The sequence below is a fragment of the Streptomyces sp. NBC_00996 genome (assembly GCF_045162675.1).
GTDB lineage: Bacteria > Actinomycetota > Actinomycetes > Streptomycetales > Streptomycetaceae > Streptomyces.
Genome location: NZ_CP108723.1, coordinates 741,096 through 756,368, shown reverse-complemented (window position 1 = coordinate 756,368; position 15,273 = coordinate 741,096). Strand labels below are relative to the sequence as shown.

General features: G+C 69.6%; 14 protein-coding genes and 1 pseudogene. 6 read left to right on the top strand and 9 right to left on the bottom strand.

The genetic code is table 11. The features are described from left to right. Positions 1-119 precede the first annotated feature (119 nt). Positions 120-356: an SDR family oxidoreductase gene (locus OG390_RS03875; RefSeq protein ID WP_406177483.1), complete on the top strand. Its 237-nt coding sequence runs from the start codon at positions 120-122 to the stop codon at positions 354-356. 115 nt (positions 357-471) lie between these two features. On the opposite strand, the gene OG390_RS03870 is transcribed toward OG390_RS03875, so the two are convergent. The 3 genes and pseudogenes from OG390_RS03870 to argG all read right to left on the bottom strand — a co-directional run bounded on the left by OG390_RS03870 (position 472) and on the right by argG (position 4,002). Beyond that, the gene (locus tag OG390_RS03870; RefSeq protein WP_406164993.1) at positions 472-1,260 is read right to left on the bottom strand and encodes a CAP domain-containing protein; all 789 of its coding nucleotides are present in this window, start codon (positions 1,258-1,260) and stop codon (positions 472-474) included. A 607-nt stretch (positions 1,261-1,867) separates the two neighbouring features. After that, positions 1,868-2,369, bottom strand: a pseudogene (locus tag OG390_RS03865) (glycoside hydrolase); the annotation flags it as partial. Positions 2,370-2,556: 187 nt separating this feature from the next. Continuing rightward, positions 2,557-4,002, bottom strand: a complete 1,446-nt coding sequence (argG, locus tag OG390_RS03860) for an argininosuccinate synthase (protein WP_406164992.1) — start codon at positions 4,000-4,002, stop codon at positions 2,557-2,559. Between the two features lie 124 nt (positions 4,003-4,126). On the opposite strand from argG, the gene OG390_RS03855 reads away from it, so the two are divergent. The 3 genes from OG390_RS03855 (at position 4,127) to OG390_RS03845 (ending at position 6,288) form a co-directional block, all read left to right on the top strand. Further along, positions 4,127-4,585, top strand: coding sequence for a MarR family winged helix-turn-helix transcriptional regulator (locus OG390_RS03855; protein ID WP_406164991.1), 459 nt, complete (start codon positions 4,127-4,129; stop codon positions 4,583-4,585). A gap of 11 nt (positions 4,586-4,596) precedes the next feature. Further along, positions 4,597-5,016 carry an SRPBCC family protein gene (locus tag OG390_RS03850; protein WP_406164990.1) on the top strand — a complete coding sequence of 140 codons (420 nt, stop codon included), beginning with the start codon at positions 4,597-4,599 and terminating at the stop codon, positions 5,014-5,016. 207 nt (positions 5,017-5,223) lie between these two features. Next, on the top strand, positions 5,224-6,288 hold the full coding sequence (locus OG390_RS03845; RefSeq protein WP_406164989.1) for a LacI family DNA-binding transcriptional regulator: 1,065 nt from the start codon (positions 5,224-5,226) through the stop codon (positions 6,286-6,288). Here OG390_RS03845 and OG390_RS03840 read toward each other — a convergent pair. From OG390_RS03840 to OG390_RS03825, 4 genes are read right to left on the bottom strand one after another with little or no spacing between them, the layout of a single operon-like run. Continuing rightward, positions 6,251-7,642 carry a glycoside hydrolase family 32 protein gene (locus tag OG390_RS03840; RefSeq protein ID WP_406164988.1) on the bottom strand — a complete coding sequence of 464 codons (1,392 nt, stop codon included), beginning with the start codon at positions 7,640-7,642 and terminating at the stop codon, positions 6,251-6,253. The two genes, OG390_RS03845 and OG390_RS03840, sit on opposite strands and share 38 nt — an antisense overlap. Then, positions 7,639-8,493 (bottom strand): carbohydrate ABC transporter permease, encoded by an 855-nt coding sequence (locus OG390_RS03835; RefSeq protein ID WP_406164987.1) that lies wholly within the window; start codon positions 8,491-8,493, stop codon positions 7,639-7,641. The genes OG390_RS03840 and OG390_RS03835 overlap by 4 nt, the downstream gene beginning before the upstream one ends. Before the next feature lie 14 nt (positions 8,494-8,507). Continuing rightward, complete coding sequence (locus OG390_RS03830; protein ID WP_406164986.1) at positions 8,508-9,458, bottom strand: carbohydrate ABC transporter permease; 951 nt, start codon at positions 9,456-9,458, stop codon at positions 8,508-8,510. After that, positions 9,455-10,864, bottom strand: coding sequence for an extracellular solute-binding protein (locus tag OG390_RS03825; protein ID WP_406164985.1), 1,410 nt, complete (start codon positions 10,862-10,864; stop codon positions 9,455-9,457). The genes OG390_RS03830 and OG390_RS03825 overlap by 4 nt, the downstream gene beginning before the upstream one ends. Before the next feature lie 168 nt (positions 10,865-11,032). Between OG390_RS03825 and OG390_RS03820 the strand changes: the two genes are divergently transcribed. Then, positions 11,033-12,577, top strand: a complete 1,545-nt coding sequence (locus OG390_RS03820) for a glycoside hydrolase family 32 protein (protein ID WP_406164984.1) — start codon at positions 11,033-11,035, stop codon at positions 12,575-12,577. Between the two features lie 122 nt (positions 12,578-12,699). Here the strand turns inward: OG390_RS03820 and OG390_RS03815 are convergent, their stop codons facing one another. Together OG390_RS03815 and OG390_RS03810 are read right to left on the bottom strand one after the other, a co-directional pair. Beyond that, complete coding sequence (locus tag OG390_RS03815) at positions 12,700-12,981, bottom strand: hypothetical protein (protein ID WP_399089680.1); 282 nt, start codon at positions 12,979-12,981, stop codon at positions 12,700-12,702. 379 nt (positions 12,982-13,360) lie between these two features. Next, a complete protein-coding gene (locus OG390_RS03810) occupies positions 13,361-13,657 on the bottom strand; it encodes a hypothetical protein (protein WP_406164983.1) in 297 nt (98 codons plus the stop codon). A gap of 483 nt (positions 13,658-14,140) precedes the next feature. Here OG390_RS03810 and OG390_RS03805 point away from each other — a divergent pair, with 483 nt between their 5' ends. Then, entirely contained in the window at positions 14,141-15,100 is a 960-nt protein-coding gene (locus OG390_RS03805; RefSeq protein ID WP_406164982.1) for a LysR family transcriptional regulator, read from the top strand. The last annotated feature ends 173 nt before the right edge of the window (positions 15,101-15,273 follow it).

The window sequence follows — 15,273 nt, the reverse complement described above, 5'->3', positions numbered from 1 at the left end:
GCGCGCCTGCGGCCGGCGCGCCGTGCCGGAGGCGCGCCGCTCCTGGCGGCCCTTTCGTCCGTGCCGGCCGATCATGCGGTTGCCGACGCTCCCGTTCTCGGAAGAGCAGGCAGCCGGAACTGGCGCCGATCCGCGTGAACCTCATCGCGGCCGGCTTCGTCGACACGCCCCTGTCGGCCTCGCTCCTGGGCGATCAGCTCGACGCCCGGCGCGAGGAACGGCGCGCCACGCTCCCCATCCACCGGGTCGTCGAACCGGCCGACGTGGCCGCTCTGGCCGTACACATCATGTGCAACGACGCCCTCACCGGCGCGACGTACGACATTGACGGGGGCCAGCAGCTCATCGCCCACTGACTACGGGGACGCAGCGCCTCGGGGACGGCCGTCACTCCACCTGACCCCGCCCCGGGACGGACCCCGGGGCGGGGTCAGGAGTGTCGCGATGCGTGCGGAGTCCCGGCGAGTGCGGTCAGCGGGCCGTGCCGAAGTCCTGCGTCCAGTAGCTGCCGGGCTGCGCGAGGCCGACGCCGATCTCCTTGAAAGCACAGGTCAGGATATTGGCCTTGTGACCGGGGCTGGACATCCAGCCCGCCATGACCTGCTCGGGGGTGGAGTATCCGTACGCGACGTTCTCGCCGTAGGCACTCCAGGTGTAACCGGCACGCGTGATCCGTTGGCCCGGATCCGAACCGTCGGAGCCCGTGTGGGACATGTTCTGGTGGCTCGCCATGTCCGCGCTGTGATCCTGGGCGGCCTTCGAGAGCTTCGCGTTCAGCGTCACGGGGGAGCATCCGGCCTTGCTGCGCTCGCTGTTGACCAGGGCCACGACGCGAGCCACGGCACCGGATGCGGGGGCTGCCGTGCTGGGGGCGCTCGGGGACGAGGCGGTGGGCGTCCTGGGTTTGGCGGGTGCCGTCGAGGCCGGCGCGGTGGGTTTGGCGGGTGCCGTCGAAGCGGGCGCCGTGGGTTTGGCGGGTGCCGTCGAGGCGGGCGCGCTGGGGGTAGGGGCTGCGGTCGAGGCGGGTGCCCCCGCTGTGCGCCAAGTCCGCGCCGAGCGGTGAGAGGTCCACTCCCCGGCCCTCCACCGCTCCTTGAGAGACGCGTTCTTCCAGGTCCTCCAGTGACCGTGGGACGCGGCGTCCTCGCCGCCCGGATCGTTCATACAGGCCATGGCGGCGGACGGTACGGCCAGCGCGCTCAGTGCGACGGCAGCGACGGCTATCTGCCGGTGGCGCGTCTTCCTGCGGTGCTTGCTCATGCGGACCTCGCTCCATCGTCGCGGGTGCGCCTCCGGTGGGCTCGGCTCTGCACGAACGCCGTGCCTGAGCTGCGGTGACGCCTGCTGGGGCCGTCATTGTTAAAACCTGAGTGAGCGACCGGCAACGAGCGGCACTACTACCCGGCCTCGTAGACCTCGATCGCCCTTGAATCGGGCGCACAGGTGTGCAGCCCCGGCTCACCGGAGCGAGCCAAGACCTGATGCTTCGTCAGGACGCCTTATGCGCCCGGTGAGCGGCGCGAGGGAACGGGACGGGGCGCAAGCCACCGGATCATGTGCGCCGTTTGTCTGTTTCCGGGCGGCAAGTCTCCACATGTCGCCCGGGCGACATGTACTACCGAACCGCGTTGACGCGGCAGTCCGACGTGACGGATGTCACTATGTGCCGATGCAACCATTCCCGGCGGAGGTGACGGGGCGCGGTTCTGCCGGGGCCTGCGGCTCGGCCGTGCGGTCCGGCCCTGAGCCCGCTCGGAGCCGGTGACGCCCTTGCCCTGTGATCCAGCTCTGCGGCCGATCCCCGCACGCCGAAGACGGTATTCAGGGGTGGCAGCGTCAACCTGACACTCTGCTCCGGCTGACCCCCGTCGCCGCGGGCCCGCACCCGCAGAGACTGGACCTGGTCACCGCGGTCGGTGGTCAGCATGCGCCGGACAGGCGCCGACGCGATGTACCCGGTGCGGGTCGGGGACATCATGAGGTGGTCCCAGGCGGTGCCGCGCCAGTCGCCCTGGTCGAGGATGCCGGACCGCCGTCCCGCGCTGTCGTAGCGCAGTAGGGCCCAGTCGTCGTGACCCTCCCGGCCGACCAGAGGCCAGTAGGCGAAGTCGGCGTCATGGTCGGCGAAGTAGTCGGTGACGTTACCGAACCAGGTGCGGGCGGCGGTGCCCGTCTCGTGGGCGCCGATGCCGAACTCGCTGACCCACACCGTCGCGGTGTAGTGCTGCCCTTCCGTGGTGACGAAGAAGGCCTGGTCGGCGAGGACTTGGTACAGCTGGTCGCGGGTCAGGTGCTGGGTAGCGGGGATCGTGGGCCTCGCCGATTCCGATGGCGCCACTGTGCCGGGGACCGCTGTAGCCGTAGAAGTAATAGAAGTGCGAGTACTCGATGCCGGCGACGCCGCAGACTATGTCCATGACGTGACCGTAGGTGACGTAATTCCCGATCGGGGCTCAGTGGAAGTGGAAAGGCCGGCTCGACGCCGAGTGCGTCGAGCCGGCCTTTCCGGTGGTGCGTCTCTTCGGGGGTGTCGAGCCTTCCGCTCGGCGGGGCCGGTCAGTCCGTACCGGACTCCATCGCGGCGCGGTCCAGCATCTCGTCGTCACCGGTGACTTCGCCGCGGGAGGCGATGGCCTCGGCGCCGCCCTCCGGCATGGTGCCGATCAGCCCGGTCGCGGCCGCCTGGGCGGCGCCGATGGCGGGGCTGCCGGTGCCGATCAGGCCGAGCCCGGCGTACTGCTCCAGCTTGGCGCGCGAGTCGGCGATGTCGAGGTTGCGCATGGTGAGCTGGCCGATCCGGTCCACCGGGCCGAATGCGGAGTCCTCGGTGCGCTCCATGGACAGCTTGTCCGGGTGGTAGCTGAACGCCGGGCCCGTGGTGTCGAGGATCGAGTAGTCCTCACCGCGCCGCAGCCGCAGCGTCACCTCGCCGGTCACCGCAGAGCCGACCCAGCGCTGCAGCGACTCGCGCACCATCAGGGCCTGCGGATCCAGCCAGCGGCCCTCGTACATCAGCCGGCCCAGGCGCCGTCCCTCGTTGTGGTACTGGGCGAGGGTGTCCTCGTTGTGGATCGCGTTCACCAGGCGCTCGTAGGCCGCGTGCAGCAGGGCCATGCCGGGCGCCTCGTAGATGCCGCGGCTCTTGGCCTCGATGATCCGGTTCTCGATCTGGTCCGACATGCCCATGCCGTGGCGGCCGCCGATGGCGTTGGCCTCCATCACCAGGTCGACGGGGGAGGCGAACTCCTTGCCGTTGATCGTCACCGGGCGGCCCTGGTCGAAGCCGATGGTCACGTCCTCGGTGGGGATCTCGACCGAGGAGTCCCAGAACCGCACGCCCATGATCGGCTCCACGGTCTCTACGCCCGTGTCGAGGTGCTCCAGGGTCTTGGCCTCGTGGGTGGCGCCCCAGATGTTCGCGTCGGTGGAGTACGCCTTCTCCGTGCTGTCGCGGTAGGGCAGGTCGTGGGCCAGGAGCCACTCCGACATTTCCTTGCGGCCGCCGAGCTCGGTCACGAAGTCCGCGTCCAGCCAGGGCTTGTAGATCCGCAGGTGCGGGTTGGCGAGCAGGCCGTACCGGTAGAACCGCTCGATGTCGTTGCCCTTGAAGGTCGAGCCGTCGCCCCAGATCTGTACGTCGTCCTCGAGCATCGCCCGGACCAGGAGGGTGCCCGTGACGGCGCGGCCGAGCGGCGTGGTGTTGAAGTAGGCACGCCCGCCCGAGCGGATGTGGAACGCCCCGCAGGTGAGCGCTGCCAGGCCCTCCTCGACCAGCGCCGCGCGGCAGTCGACCAAGCGCGCGATCTCGGCACCGTAGGCCTTCGCGCGGCCGGGCACCGAGGCGATGTCGGGCTCGTCGTACTGGCCGATGTCGGCGGTGTAGGTGCACGGGACGGCGCCCTTGTCGCGCATCCACGCGACCGCGACCGAGGTGTCGAGGCCGCCTGAGAAGGCGATACCGACGCGCTCGCCGGCGGGAAGGGAGGTGAGGACCTTAGACATAGGAAGAGTATGCATCTTCCCGCATGGTCATGCAAAGGCGCTCCCGGATTTAAGTCGCACACCCCGGCTCGACGCCGTTTACTGATGTCTTGACAACACTTGTCGCGACATTCATGGTGGAGGGGTGACGACCCCACCAAGTGGCCTGCGTGACCATCTCGGCTACTGGCTCCGTCGGCTCTCCGACGAAGTCCACGGGCGCTTCGAGAAAGAACTCGCCCGTCATGACGTGACCGTCTCCCAGTGGGCAGTGCTGGCCACCGTCCACCGCGGCGACGCGACGACCGCCGGGGAGGTGGCCCGGTACATCGATATCGACGCCGGCGCCGTTTCGCGCCTGGTCGACCGACTGGCCGCCAAGGGACTGATGACGCGCGAACCGGACCCGGATTCGCGCCGCAGCCTGCGCCTGACCCTGACGCAGGCCGGGCACGACCTGGTCCCCGAACTGGCCGCGATCGCCGACCGCAATGACTCCTACTTCTTCGACTCCCTCACCCCCCAGCAGCGCGAACAGTTGGAGGCGTGGATACGCCGCCTCGTCGGCGAAGCCCAGCACGACACCCCCAGGACGAACATCTGAAAGGCCCTGCCATGAGCACCACCGCGACCACCGCCCGATCCGTCACCAAGACGGTCAGCATCGACCGGCCCGTCGCCGACGTCTTCGCATTCCTCGCCGACGCGGCCAACTGGACCCGTTGGGCCATCGTCAACGTCCAGACGATCGAGCCCACCGACGAGCCCGACTGGTGGCTGATGGCCACTCCGCACGGCCCCGCCAAGCTCCGCATCCGCGGCAACGCCGAACATGGCGTCCTCGACCACGACTACGTCGAGGACATGGCCTCCTGGCAGGTCCCCGCCCGGGTCGTCCCCAATGGCGCCGGCAGCGAATTCATGATCACCTTCTTCCAGCCGCCCGCGTTCACCGACACGTTCTTCGACGAGCAGACCGCGCTGGTCGAAACCGAACTCGCCACCCTGAAGCAGGTGCTGGAAGCCGGTGCATGAGCCCCCAGGGGGACAGAGCCCACTTGTCGGCACGGCGAGCCGTGCTTCCAGCGGGAAATCGGGCATGGATCGCCGCTGTGCCCTTGGCCCGGTACGCGAGCCCGCTCGGCCCGCACACGATGGCAGGCGGACAGCGCCGGCGTCCCGGTCGCCGATAGGGTGGGGAGTGATCAACCGGGCGGGTGGGGGATGAGGGCAGCGGACGGTATGGGCAGCACCGAGGACAGCCACACGACGGGAACCGGGCGTCCCACGTCCCGGGACGTCGCCCGGCTCGCCGGTGTGTCGCACACCGCGGTCTCCTTCGTGTTCAACGGCCGTGCCGACGGCAACCTCTCGCTCGCCACCCAGGAACGCATCCGCCAGGCCGCGGCCCAGCTCGGCTACCGCCCCGACCCGGTCGCCCGCGGCCTGCGCCGCCGCCGTACCGCCGTGATCGGTCTGATCACCGACGAGATCGCCTCATCGCCCTTCGCGGGCCGGCTGCTGCGCGGCGCCATGGAGACCGCCTGGGACAGCGAGCACCTCGTCCTGACCGTCGACTCGGGCGGCGACGCGGCCAAGGAGGACGCGGCGGTCGCCGAACTCCTCGACCGCCGCGTGGACGGCATCATCTACGCGGCCATGTCCCTGCGCCGCGTTCGTGTCCCCGAGGGTCTGCACCGTACCCACTCCGTCCTCGCCAACTGCCTGCCCGAGGACAACTCCCTGCCCGCCGTCATCCCCGCCGAACGCGCCGGAGGCCGTACGGCGGCCCGCCTGCTCCTCGAGCAGGGACACCAAAGGATCGCGCTGGTCGGCGGCCTGGACGACATCGCCTCGGTCGAGCGCCTGCGCGGCTTCCGGGACGCGCTGCGGGCGGAAGGGATCACCGTCCCCAAGGAATGGGTCGTACGGACCGGAGGCGAGATCTCCAGCGGCTACGAGGGTGCGGCGCGGCTCTTCGACGGGGCCGCCGTCGACCGGCGTCCCACCGGGATCTTCTGCTACAACGACCGGGTCGCGGCGGGTGTCCTGCACGCCGCGACCCGGCTCGGGATCGCCGTTCCCGACGACCTCTCGGTGGTGGGCTACGACGACCAGGAGCACATGGCCGCCTTTCTCGCGCCGCCCCTCACCACGATCGCGCTGCCGCACCGGGCGATGGGCGAGGCCGCCACCCGGCTGCTTCTCGACGCCATCGACACCGGCCGGACACCCCCCACCGCCACGCGGCGTATTGCCTGCCCAGTGATCAGCCGCGCCTCGGTGGGACCTGCTCCCACCCCATGACAGCCGCCGCCGATCCCGTCACGACGAGCTCCGGTACGTCGTCGGGGCGCCGGTAGACCCGCTCGGTGACGGTGGCCCGGTCCTCGACGAACAACTCGTACAGGGAGCCGTCGACCAGGACCCGGAACGTCAGCTCTTCCCGCGGTGGCACCGGTACCTCGATCGGCGGGGTCCCCTCGGCGCCTGTCCGGGGCCAGCCGCCGCGGTCCAGCGTCACGGTGCCCGCCTCCGGGTCCAGGCGGACCGTCAGCTCCTGGCCCGAGGCGGAACGGAGCAGACTCACGGTCGTCCGGTCGCGCGCGGTGACGCTCAGGTCGTACGCATCCGGGAGCGCGGTCCGGCCCGGTGCGGTGACGAACGGCTCGGCGGCACGCAGGACTTCGAGCTCCTGGGCCGGGGTGACTCGCAGCGACCCGTCCGGGTGTACGTCCACCACCCGGGGCGCCGTGAGGACGCCGGACCATCCGGCGCGCACGGCCTCGCTCTGCTCACGTGCTTCCCAGGACCAGCCCCACATCAGGGCCCGGTCCGTCTCCTGGAGCACGGCGGGGGCGTAGAAGTCCCGCCCGTGGTCGAGTCGGCCGCCGGCCCGCGCCTCGAAACGCAGCTCTCCCTCGCCGTGCGGCCGCAGACGTCCCATCAGGTAGCCGGTGGCACACGGATCTCCGTCCCACAGCGACACCACCAGCCCCCATTCCCCGCTCGCCGTCGCGTACATCTGCGGGCACTCCCAGCCGACCGCCTTGTCGCCGAACGCGTCAGCGGCGACAGGGTCGTTGCCGTCGACCAGGACCCTCGCGAACCGCCAGTCGGCCAAGTCGTCGCAGTCGTACAGCAGGACCGACGGCGTACCGTCCGCGTGTCCTGCCCCCACGAGCGCCCAGCGCCGGCCGCCGTGGGCGAAGACGAACGGGTCGCGGAACATCACCACGTCCAGACCGGGCGGCGGGCCGGTCACCACCGGCGTGGGCAGCGGCTTCCACTCGGTGAGCGTGTCGTCGTCGGGGTCCGTCGCCCGCGCCAGGCAGATGGTGCCGAGGCCGGTGTGGTGATGGTCGACTCCCGTGTACACGGCGGTCGGAACACCTCCGTCGTCGACCACGCACCCGGACCAGCAGCCCGCCTCGTCCGGGCCGCCGGGCGTCGGGGTGAGTGCGACCTGGTGGTGGTCCCAGTGGGCGAGGTCGAGGCTGGAGACGTGGCCCCAGTGGATGTTCGCGTGCACCGGCGCGTCCGGGTTGTGCTGGTAGAAGAGGTGGTGGCGGCCGCGCCAACGAAAGGGCCCGTTCGGGTCGTTGATCCAGTTGGCGGGCGGACGGACCCGGAAGCCAGGCGCATGAGGGTCGCGGCTCAACGGTTGACTCCTGCGGAGGTGATGCCCTCGCGAAGAGGGCGCTGGCCGACGACGAACACGGCGACGGCGGGGATCATGGAGAGGACGACGCCGGCGAGGACCACCGAGATGGAGCCGGTGCCGAGGTTGCCCTGGAGGGAGACCAGGCCCAGCGGCAGTGTGTAGTTCTGGCTGGACGTCTCGAGGATCAATGGCCGGAAGAACTCGTTCCAGTGGTAGTTGAAGGCCAGCACGCCCACGATGGCCAGGCCGGGCGCGGCCAGCGGCGCGTATACGGACCGGAAGATCCGCCAGGGCCCGGCGCCGTCGAGCATGGCTGCCTCGCCCAGGTCCTTCGGCATGCCCAGGAAGTACTGGCGCATCAGGAAGGTGCCGAACGCGGTGGGGAAGGCCGGGACGATCAGGCCGAGCAGGGTGTCTGTGAGACCCATCGACTTCAGCACCAGGAACACGGGCACGATGGTGACCTGGAGCGGCACCATCATGGTCGCCAGCACGAGCCCGAACAGCGGCTTCTTGAAACGGAATTCGAGGCGTGCGAAGGCGTATCCGGCCAGGCCCGCCGTGATCATCTGGCCCACGGCGATCAGCGTGGTCACGAGCGTGGAGTTGAGGGCGAGCAGCCAGACGTCGATCTGGTCGAAGACCCCGTGGTATGCCTCGGTGGTGGGGTGTGTCGGAATGATCCGCGGCGGCAGGTCGAAGGACTCGGCCGGGGTGCGCAGCGAGGTGGAGACGGTCCAGATGACCGGCCCGAGCGTCAGGAGGGCGCATACGGTCAGGGCGGCGATCCGTGCCCAGGGCGCGAGTGAGTGCCGCGTACGGCTCAGGGACAGCGTTGCTTGGCTCATGGAACTCACCCGGCTCACTGGTAGTGGACGAAACGCCGGCTGAGCCGGAACTGGAGGGCGGTGACCGCCATGATCAGCACGAACAGCAGCACGCCCACCGCGGACGCCTCGCCGAAGCGCAGCTGTTCGAAGGCGTTCTCGTAGATGACCATCACGACGGTCCTGGTGGAGTCGCCGGGCCCGCCGTTCGTGAGGACGTACGGCTGCTCGAAGACCTGGAGCGCGTTGATCATGCCGACGACCGACGCGACCAGCAGCGTGGGTGACAGCAGGGGCAGCGTGACGGTCAGGTGTTTACGCAGGCCCGTCGCGCCGTCCAGGGCGGCGGCCTCGTGGATCTCTTTGGGGATGTTGTTCAGGCCTCCGACGAACAGCAGGAAGGAGAAGCCGAACTGCTGCCAGACGTAGACGAGAATCACGGCGGCCATCGCCGAGTTCTCCGATGTCAACCACGGCACCGGGGCGATCCCGATGAGACCGAGCAGCCAGTTCACGACCCCGAAGTCCTGGTTGAACAGGTACTTCATCACCACCGAGATGGACGCGGCGGACAGTACCAGCGGGAAGAAGAACGCCGAGCGGAAGACCGACCGCAGCCACACCGGCATCCGCCCGTTGACGGCCAGTGCCAGCACCAGGGCGATCAGCAACTGCAGCGCCACCGCGAACACCATGAACACGAGGGTGTTGCGGAAGGAGACCAGCACGGTCGAATCGCCGAGCACCTCACGGTAGTTGCCGGCTCCGGCGAAGCTCGGCGAGTCGATCACGTTCCAGTGGAACAGGCTGAGGACGACCGAGCCGGCGATCGGGACGACGGTGAAGACGACGATCCCGACGATCGTGGGTGCCAGGAACAGCGTGGCCAGCAGCCGTGTGCCGCGGTCGCGGACGGAGGGCCGCGGTGCGACGGGGAGAGGTGCCGCCGGGCGTGTCCGTACGGCCGGGGTCTGGGTGTTCGTCATACCTCACGCTCCATGGCCTTCTCCAGGTCGCCCTGCATCCGGCGCAGCGCCGGGCGCACCGCCCGCGGGGAGGCAAGGGCGGTACCGGTGTGCTTGAGCAGCACCTGCTCGACCTCGGCGACCTGCGGCGGCGCGGGGATCGGCCCGGTGTCGGGAAACTTGTCGAGGGTGTCGTAGAAGACCTGCCAGTGCGCCGGACCGGTCTCCTGGTAGCGGGCGGCGGTGAGCATCGAGCGGCGCGCCGGGGTGGTCTGGTTGCCCTTGAAGAGCTGGGTCAGCGTGTCCCCGCGGGCGGCGTACTTGATGAACTCCCAGGCCTCGTCCTGCTTCTTGGACGTGCGCAGCAACGCGTAGCCGGCCGCGCCGAACTGGTGGCGCCGGGTGCGCCACCGCGGGAAGTACTGCACGTCGTAGCCGCTGGGCTGCATGCCTGCCAGATGCAGACCGCCGGCCCAGAAGCCGCCCGCCGGCGTGACGCCGACCCGGCCGGTGGAGAAGACGCCGACGAGGTTGCTGCCGTTGCCGCCCTCGGGGCGGGTGCACAGGTCCTCTTGGATGAGCGAGGCGAGGTAGTCGTACGCCTCCTCCACACGGAGGTCGGTGGCCTGCGGGGTGGTCCACCGGAAGCCGCCTCCGCGCCCGCGCCGCTCGGCGGCCGGGTAGAAGGTGTCCCACAGCCAGGAGCCGCCGGGCGCCTTGGACTCGGCGAGCAGGTTGGTGCCGTTCGCGAACAGCCAGGGCACTACGCCGCCCCACAGCCGGTTGGTCCAGAAGTACGGCGTGAAGTGGGAGCCGCTGGAGCGCTTCATGTCCCGTAGCAGCGCGGTGAATTCGTCGTGGGTCCAGTCGGCGGCCGGGAAGTCCGCGCCGGCCCGCTTGAGCACCTGCTTGTTGAGATACATGTCGGCCGCGTTGAACTCGACCGGCAGTTGGTGGAGGCTCCCCTCGTACATCATCGACTCCACCAGCGCGGGGTGGACGTCGGCGAAGTACTCGCGCAGTTCCGCCGCGTCCCGCTTCACCCAGCGGTCCAGGGGGACGCCGAGGCGCTCGGCGAAGAGCTGGACGCCCTCGGTGGCGACGTAGACGAGGTCCGGAGCGGTGCCCGCCGCGATCTGGGTGAGGATCTTCGCGAAGAAGTCCGACCAGTCGACGGCCTGCACCGCGTTGATCCGGAGCCTGATGCCCGGGTGCAGCTTCCGGAAGCCCTCGCTGAGGGTGCGGACGGCGGCTTGGTCGAAGGCGGAGCCCAGAGTGGCGACGACGAGGGAGCCGTCGTCGCGGCCGGGGATGTCGGCTCCGGTGAGCCGGTCCCAGCTCGCGGCGGTGCCGGCCAGGGCGGCGGCTCCAGCGCCGTAGGCGCCGTACCGCAGCAGGGCGCGACGGGAGAGGTGCGAGTCGGTCATCTGACGGGCCTAACTCGTGTTAGTTCAGGGGTGATGCCCCAGATGATGTGAAGCGGGTCACGGCCCTGTCAAGGGTCGCGAACGCTTGACCTTTAACGAGTTAGGTCTACAGTCCTGATTCCACATGAGCTGCCGTTCGCATGACTCGCACGAGAGGAACGATGCGTGATGCGTGGGATGTCCAGGAGAGCCTTGTTCACCGGATCGGCCGCGGGAGCGGCCGCCGTGGCGCTGCCCGCGGTGCCGGCCGCCGCCCGGCCCAAGAGCGGTAAATCCGGCGTGAGTTACCGCGCCGAGTACCACTTCACGGTCCCCGACGCGTGGAAGAACGACCCGCAGCGACCGGTCTGGATCGGCGGTGAGTACCACTACTACTACCTGTACAACGCGGACTACTTCGCCGGAGCCGTCGGCACCGCCTGGCGCCTGGCCACCAGTGCCGACCTGGTTGCCTTCCGGGACCGCGGCGTCGCCGTCCCCAAGGACACGACTCCCAACGGGGACGTCTGGTCGGGCTCGGCGGTCGTCGACGCGGATGACACGGCGGGTTTCGGCGCGGGCGCGGTCGTCGTCGTCGCGACGATGTCCCACGACGACGGGCCCACCTCGCAGGCGCAGTACCTGTACTACTCCACCGACGGTGGTCGCACCTTCACGAACCACGGCACCGATCCGGTCCTGCCCAACCCCGGCGTGCGCGACTTCCGCGACCCCAAGGTGATCCGGGACGAGGAGTGCGACCGATGGGTGATGGCGCTCGCCGAGGGCACGAAGGTCGGCCTCTACCACTCCGACGACCTCAAGAAGTGGACGTATGCGGGCGGCTTCGTCAAGGAGGGGATCGGGACGCTGGAGTGCCCCGACCTGTTCCGCATCACGGCGGCGGACGGTACGGCGACGTGGGTCCTGGGCGTGAGCGCCAACGGCAAGGGCTCCGGGCTGCCGAACACCTACGCGTACTGGACGGGCTCCTTCGACGGCAACGCGTTCAGCGCCGACGCCGCGGACCCGCAGTGGCTCGACCACGGCTTCGACTGGTACGGAGCCGTCACCTTCGAAAAGCGCCGGCCCGACGGCTCCGTCGACCCGCGCACCCGGTACGCCATGGGCTGGCTGAACAACTGGGACTACGCGAACGTCACGCCCACGATCGACTGCGACGGCTTCAACGGAACCGACTCGATCGTCCGCGAGATCACGCTCGAGCGAGCCGCTTCCGGCACGTACTATCTGGCCTCGCGGCCGATCGCCGCCCTGGACGACCACGTTTCGCGCACGGTACGCCTCGGCGACCTGAAGGTCGACGGCAGCCGAGTGCTGGACTACGCCGGCGTGGCCTATGAGCTCACCTGCGAGATCACCTGGGACCAACTTGCCGGCGCGGGCGTGCAGTTGCGCCGCTCGGCCGACGGCGGTCGGCACATCGACGCGGGCGTGTACGGCGACTACGCGTTCGTCAATCGGCGCGGTGCCGTCAACCCCGACACCTCCGGCAAGTGGCAGGAGAGCCACACTCCGTTCGACCCTTCCGCGCGCAAGGTGAAGCTACGGATCTTCGTGGACCGCACGTCCGTCGAGGTGTTCGTCGACGACGGCCGGTACGTGCACTCGATGGAGGCGTTCCCGTACCTCGTCGACACCGGGCTCGCGCTGTTCACGATCGGCGGTGCGGCAGTGTTCCGGAACACGGTGATACGGGAGTTCCGGGTGTGAGGTCTCCCGGGCGAGGATGACCAGGAGGCCAGCAGCCTGTCCAGAAGGCCGCTCACCGCCTCCGACATGGTGACCGGGCAGGCAGCGCCGGCGCGACCGGGCGACGCGTGAGGGAGCAGGTGTCAGATCTCCATCACGGCGTCGCAATCGGGGCAGACCACGGACGCGTACTCCGCGGGGTACCACGGCGCTCCGGGGTGCTCGGACGGCTTCCAGTGGCTCGTCTCCATGGCGAAGGTGTCCTTGCCGCAGAGCGACCGCGGCCCAGCCGCGGCGAGCTCTCCCGGGGCGGCGGGGGCTGCGTGCACCCTACGGACGGGCTGTTCCGCACCGTGTGGTGCGCCCGGGGAGGTGCGATGGGCCGCCGACCGGCCGAGCTCGTACACGACGACGATCTCGCTCATATCTCTACGGTAGGCGGCTGCGCCGTCCCCCCGCTTGTCGCAGCGGGCGGGCTGCCCGGCGCAGGATGCCGGTTCGGGCTCGGCCCGGTCCATCCGGACCTCGGCGGGCGGCCCGCACATGCGCCCCTGGACGCGGTGGGGCTTGAATCCCCAGGCGGGTCGTGTGGCGGCCGCCGAGGTGGTCCGCGTTCGAGTGCACTGTCACGGCGGGTTCGAGCCATTCAGGTGAGGTCTCGGTGGTCTCCGACGGCTGTGGCATTACCCGCGATGTGGGTGGAACGACGGGCGAAGGCGCGTGCTCCGCGTACGTGCCGATCAACGACCTCCGATACGGGTCACCGGGCCGCGGAGGCTTCGGGCCGCTTCCGCTCGTCCATGGCTACCGCTGGGGGACGGAGAGTTCACGGCCGCGGTAGAAGCCTTCTCGCTCTTCGACGGTGTACGGGGCCATGGCCGCCCGCCGCTGCGCCTCCGGCTCCGAAGCCCGCCAGGAGTCGCATGCTTCCCTGGAATCCCAGAACGACACCCCGGTGATCTCCTGCCCGTCCTCGGACCAGTACGCGAAGGCGCGGAGCAGTCCCTGCGGATACGGGGTCGGGCGCCACGCCCTCTCGAACTCCTCCAGGGCGTCCGGCTGAAGGCGGCGCGTCGTTACCCAGACGAAGTGCTCCTCCATCGCAGTCTCCTCGGTAGTATCAGTTCGGTTTGCCGGTCTCTCTCAGATCACCGTAGGTCCACAACAGCGCATCTGCCCGCGCGGCGGTCGCGGCGCTCTCGAGGATCACTGGCGCGGGTCCGCGCCGCGCCGGCCCGGTGACATCGGACGTTCTGTTCGCGGGACGACCCGCGCCGCGACACGGTCCGCCGCGGCGGGGCCCGCCTCTCGGGCTCGGCCGGATTCTTGGGTGGACGATCTCGAGGATCAACCAGAACACCATGAGTGCGACCCTTATCCGGAACACCATGAGTGCGACCGTCATCCAGTCGCCTGGTCCTGCACAGCGGCGCCGCACGACCTGTACCGAACGGCGGCGCGTCTGCACCTTGCGGGTGGGGCCGTGCGATGGAACGCTTCCCCTCCGCTGGTGTGATCAGAGGGCGGCATGGTTGTCACGGCCGGGTGGCCGGCGGCCCGGTGATGCGGACGGGGAGAGGGCGGATGGAGCTTGAGCTTCGGCATCTGCGCGTGCTGTGTGCGATCGCTGATGCGGGGAGCCTGGGGCGGGCGGCGTCGGAGCTCGGGTACTCGCAACCGGCCATGAGCACTCAGCTTCAGCGGATCGAACGCTTCTTCGGTAAGTTGCTGTTCGAACGCGGCGTGTCTGGTGTGAAGCTGACGCCATACGGAGCGGAGGTCGTGGTTCAGGCGCGAGACGTCCTCGCACGCGCGGAGGTGATCGGGCTCCGACCAGTGGGGGGCGCGGCGAGTACGCGCCGGATCCTGCGCGTGGCCGCGACCAACTCACCGGTGCTGTCAGGCATGGTGGTCGGTGTCCGAAGTCGGCTGCCGGACGTGTCGCTGACGGTGAGCAGTGTGTACGCCTCCTCGCAGATCGTCGAACTCCTGGAGAGTGGCGAGGTGGACGTGGCGATCGCCGCGGACTATCCCGGAATGGAATTGCGCCACTCCACCGCGGTGGCGCATCGCGGGATCGTCACCGAGCCGACGTTTGTGGCTCTGTCGGCTTGTCACCGACTCAGGCATCGCCCTCAGGTGACGCTCGCCGATCTGGCGGATGATGCCTGGTTCGTGACACCTGACGACGGTGCCGGCTGGCCGGGAGTCTTCTATGCCGCATGTGAGGCGGCGGGCTTCTCGCCGGTGGCGGTGCACGAATTCCTGGGCGACCGAGTGCAGTTGCAGAACATGATTGCCGACGGCCTCGGGGTGTCCTTGGTGCAGGCGACGCTCCGGCCGACCCCGGAGGTGTTGATCAAACCGCTGATCGGCACACCGCTGTGGTGCCGCTACGTGCTGGCCTGGCGGCGCGACAGGGTTCCCGACGAGGTGGCCGAGACGCTCTTCGTTTCCGCCACTGCGGCGTACCGCGACCTCATCGCTCAATCGCCGCACTTGAGGGCGTGGGCCTCGCGGACGTGGAGCGTGGCCGGACCGTAGGGCCGGGTTCAGGCCGCACCGAGCTGTGCGCGGCTGTCTGCCGCACTGGGCGTCCGGTCGGATGTCGTGCCGGATGGTGAGGTCCGGCCGGATGTTATGGAGCAGCCGTGCAATGTGCTATGTCACACGCCATTGTTGGCGGCGACAGGGATTGAGAAGGTGCCTCTCACGCC